The organism is Streptomyces sp. NH27 (assembly GCF_056859195.1).
On the sequence record NZ_JACEGK010000630.1, the window covers coordinates 1 to 4203 of the forward strand.

The 4203-nt window shown below is 73.0% G+C and carries 4 protein-coding genes; 2 read left to right on the forward strand and 2 right to left on the reverse strand.

Features of this window, described 5'->3' with window-relative positions; all coding sequences use genetic code 11:
• Positions 1–77: 77 nt before the first annotated feature.
• Positions 78–935 (reverse strand): DUF8083 family protein, encoded by an 858-nt coding sequence (locus tag AC13HU_RS33415; protein WP_483045736.1) that lies wholly within the window; start codon positions 933–935, stop codon positions 78–80.
• Positions 936–1116: 181 nt separating this feature from the next.
• Between AC13HU_RS33415 and AC13HU_RS33420 the strand changes: the two genes are divergently transcribed.
• Both AC13HU_RS33420 and AC13HU_RS33425 read left to right on the forward strand, forming a co-directional pair.
• On the forward strand, positions 1117–2259 hold the full coding sequence (locus AC13HU_RS33420) for a Leu/Phe/Val dehydrogenase (RefSeq protein WP_483045737.1): 1143 nt from the start codon (positions 1117–1119) through the stop codon (positions 2257–2259).
• A 368-nt stretch (positions 2260–2627) separates the two neighbouring features.
• Entirely contained in the window at positions 2628–2897 is a 270-nt protein-coding gene (locus AC13HU_RS33425) for a DUF3073 domain-containing protein (RefSeq protein WP_483045738.1), read from the forward strand.
• Positions 2898–3046: 149 nt separating this feature from the next.
• On the opposite strand, the gene purM is transcribed toward AC13HU_RS33425, so the two are convergent.
• Positions 3047–4120 carry a phosphoribosylformylglycinamidine cyclo-ligase gene (gene purM, locus AC13HU_RS33430; protein WP_483045739.1) on the reverse strand — a complete coding sequence of 358 codons (1074 nt, stop codon included), beginning with the start codon at positions 4118–4120 and terminating at the stop codon, positions 3047–3049.
• Positions 4121–4203 lie beyond the last annotated feature (83 nt).

Consider the following 4203-nt stretch of genomic DNA (forward strand, 5'->3'; position numbering starts at 1 on the left):
TCCCGGCGCTCCCCCGCGCCCCTCGCCCACGGGAGGCAGCCCACGCGACCGCGCCCCTCGACCGGGCCCCGCCCGCCTCAGTTCGCGAACTGGAGCTCCCGCACCGCCCGCCACCGATCGGTCAGCCGCTCGTACGCCGTGCCGGCCGCCGCCGAGTCGCCCTCGCGCAGCGCCGCCAGCCCCTCGGCCGCGTCCGCCGCCGAGCGGTCGGCCGCCAGCGCGTCCGGGCCGATCACGTGCACCAGCCCGCCGTAGTCCAGTTCGACCATCGAGCGCGGGTGGAACTCCTCCAGCCAGCGCCCCACGTCGATCAGCCCCTCGACCAACGGGCTCTCGTCCAGCGCCTCCTTGAGCACCCGCAGGCCGCGCGCCACCCGGCGCCGGGCCTGCACCATCGGGGTGCGGTAGCGCATCATCGGCTGCTTGGACCCGCCCGCGGAGTCCCCCGCGCCGACCGGTTCGTACTCCCGCTCGTCGTCGCCGACGAGGATGAACCAGCGCACCGGCACATGCCAGGTCGCCGACCGGATCCAGGGCCGCGCGTCGGGGTTCTGCTCGCGCCACGCCTCGTGGTCGGCCGCGGCCTGCCGCCTGACCACCGGCGGCACCATCGCGTCGAGCACCGGGGCGGGCAGTTGCCCCTCCAGCTGCTCCAGCGCCATCCAGCCGCGCAGCCGGGTCCGCCACGGGCAGACGTGGACGACCCCGCCCAGCTCGGCGATGAACGCCTCCCGGCTCTCGTGCACCGGCACCACGATCGGTGGCACCGGCACCAGCCCGGCCAGCGACTGCCTCAGCTCGTCCTGTGCGCCGCGCTCACGGCCCGCGGCCGCATACCGGTACCAGTGGGTGCGTTCGGGCTCGGGAAAGGCCGCCAGCGGCTCGTACACCCGCAGATACGACGTGTACGGGACCTGTACCGCCGAACCGCCCACGCCCGCTCCCTCACCGCCGTACCCGCCCTGCCGACGCCTCCGATCGTCCCATGGGACCGACCCTTCCGGAGGTGATCCCGGCCACTGCGTCCAGGGCCTACGCTGAGGCCATCGAACCCTCCGCCACCCGTACGGGGGGCGAGACACCCGAACCCAATGGGACCGCAAGCACCACCGGACTATGGGAGTCACCACCGTGACCGACGTACGTCAGACCGACGGCGGCAATGGTGCCGCCGTCATCGCCAAGCTGTTCCGATCGGAACAGGGCGGACACGAGCAGGTCGTCCTCTGTCAGGACCGCCCGACCGGCCTGCGGGCCGTGATCGCGCTCCACTCGACCGCCCTGGGCCCGGCCCTCGGCGGCACGCGCTTCCACGCCTACTCCTCCGACGAGGAGGCCGTGGACGACGCCCTCAACCTCTCCCGTGGCATGTCGTACAAGAACGCCCTGGCCGGCCTCGACCACGGCGGCGGCAAGGCCGTCATCATCGGCGACCCGGACACCTTCAAGACCGAGGAGCTGCTGCTCGCCTACGGCCGCTTCGTGGCCTCACTCGGCGGCCGCTACGTCACCGCGTGCGACGTCGGCACCTACGTCGCCGACATGGACGTGGTCGCCCGCGAGAACCGCTGGACCACCGGCCGCTCCCCCGAGCACGGCGGCGCCGGCGACTCCTCCGTGCTCACCGCCTTCGGCGTGTTCCAGGGCATGCGCGCGGCCGCCAGGGCCCAGTGGGGCGAGCCGACGCTGCGCGGCCGCCGGGTCGGCGTCGCGGGTGTCGGCAAGGTCGGCCACCACCTGGTGGACCACCTCGTCGACGACGGCGCCGAGGTCGTGGTCACCGACGTGCGCGCCGACGCCGTCGCGCGGATCACCAGCCGGCACCCGGGCGTCACCGCCGTCGCCGACTCCGACGCGCTGGTGCGCACCCCGCTGGACGTCTACGCCCCCTGCGCGCTGGGCGGCGCACTCGACGACGCGACCGTCGCCGCACTGACCGCCACCGTGGTCTGCGGCGCGGCCAACAACCAGCTCGCCCACCCCGGTGTCGAGAAGGACCTCGCCGACCGCGGCATCCTCTACGCCCCCGACTACGTGGTGAACGCCGGCGGCGTCATCCAGGTCGCCGACGAGCTGCACGGGTTCGACTTCGAACGGGCCAAGGCGAAGGCGGCGAAGATCCACGACACCACGCTCGCCATTTTTGAACGCGCCCAGGCCGACGGAGTGCCGCCCGCGGTCGCCGCCGACCGGCTCGCGGAACAGCGGATCGCCGAGCACACCCCGGCCGCCGACTGGCTGCGCCCGAGCCTGGGTTGAGCCCCGGACGCCTCCGTAACGGCGCCCGGCGGCATCGCCGGCGGCGGGCGGAACGGCGTCCGCGGGGGTGTCCGGAACACGTCGCCGAGGTCCCCGGACGGGGTCGTCCGGGGACCTCGGCGTGACCGATAGCACGGCCCGATAGCAAGTTCGCGCTAGAAGAAGGTAAAATCGGTTCTGACCAGGAACGACAGGGCCGTAAATGTTCTCTGTTCCGACGCGCGTCGTGCGGGCGACGTACCGTGCGGCGTCGGAAGCAGGTACCGTTGAGGACCTACGGACCGGTCTCTCTCCAAGGAGGCCGTCCGCATCATGAACGCGTGTCAAGACTCGGGGCCGTCGAGCCCCGCCGTTAAGGGGGTCGAGCCATGGGGCGCGGCCGGGCCAAGGCCAAGCAGACGAAGGTCGCCCGCCAGCTGAAGTACAACAGCGGCGGCACGGATCTCTCACGTCTGGCCGACGAGCTGGGCGCATCGCCGTCGACACCGGTTAATCCGGAGCCGGTCGAGGACGATGACGACGAGTTGGACGACGACCCGTACGCTCAGTACGCGGATCTGTACAACGACGACGATGAGGACGACGACCAGGACGAACAGTCCGAGCCGTCCCCGTCGTCTCAGCGCCGTCGCGCTTGACGCCGCCAACGCTTGAGGCCCGGCCCGGGGTCCACCCCGGGCCGGGTTTCGTCGTCGGCATGTCCCGTCACAGCGCGTGGCGCGGAACAGCTCGCGGCGTGTGGCCCAGCACGGAGCGCGTGGGCCGGCACGGCGCGTAACGGTCAGGGTCAGGCGCCGTCTCCGTAGTCGCCGACCAGCTCCACGGCCGGCGCGCCGCTTTCGCGTGCCCGGATCTCGCCGGCCACCCAGGCGTCCACGTCACGGTCGGCGAGCACCGCCAGCGCCACGTCGACCGACTCCTGCGGCACCACGGCCATCATGCCGACGCCCATGTTGAGCGTCTTCTCCAGCTCCTCCCGCCGCACCCCGCCCAGCTCGCCGACCAGCCCGAAGACCGGTCCCGGCGTCCAGGTGGGGCGCTCCACGGTGGCGTGCAGGTGGTCCGGGATGACCCGGGCCAGGTTGCCGGCCAGGCCGCCGCCGGTGATGTGCGAGAAGGCGTGCACCTCGGTGGTGCGGGCCAGCGCCAGGCAGTCCAGCGAGTAGATCCTGGTGGGCTCCAGCAGCTCCTCGCCCAGCGTCCGGCCGAACTCCGGCACCTCGCGGTCCAGCGCCCAGCCGGCCCGGTCGAAGAGCACGTGCCGGACCAGGCTGTACCCGTTCGAGTGAAGTCCGGACGACTCGATCGCGATCACCGCGTCGCCCGGCCGGACCCGGTCCGCGCCCAGCAGCCCGTCGGCCTCGACCACGCCGGTGCCCGCGCCCGCCACGTCGAAGTCGTCGGCGCCCAGCAGCCCGGGGTGCTCGGCGGTCTCGCCGCCGACCAGCGCGCAGCCGGCCAGCACGCAGCCCTCCGCGATGCCCTTGACGATGGCCGCGACTCGCTCCGGGTAGACCTTGCCGACGCAGATGTAGTCGGTCATGAACAGCGGCTCGGCGCCGCACACCACCAGGTCGTCCACGACCATGCCGACCAGGTCGTGGCCGATCGTGTCGTAGACGCCCATCCGGCGGGCGATGTCCACCTTGGTGCCGACGCCGTCGGTGGCGGACGCGAGCAGCGGGCGCTCGTACCGCTTGAGGGCCGAGGCGTCGAAGAGCCCGGCGAAGCCACCGAGGCCGCCGACCACCTCGGGGCGGGACGCCTTGCGCACCCACTCCTTCATCAGGGTGACGGCGCGGTCGCCCGCCTCGATGTCGACGCCCGCGGCTGCGTAGCTGGCACCGGTTGTCTCAGACATGGCTGGGGAAACCTTCGTGTCGGTCGTACGGTCGCCGCGCCCGGCCCGGGCCGGGGCGGCCGGGGCGGGTACGCGGGTGGGGG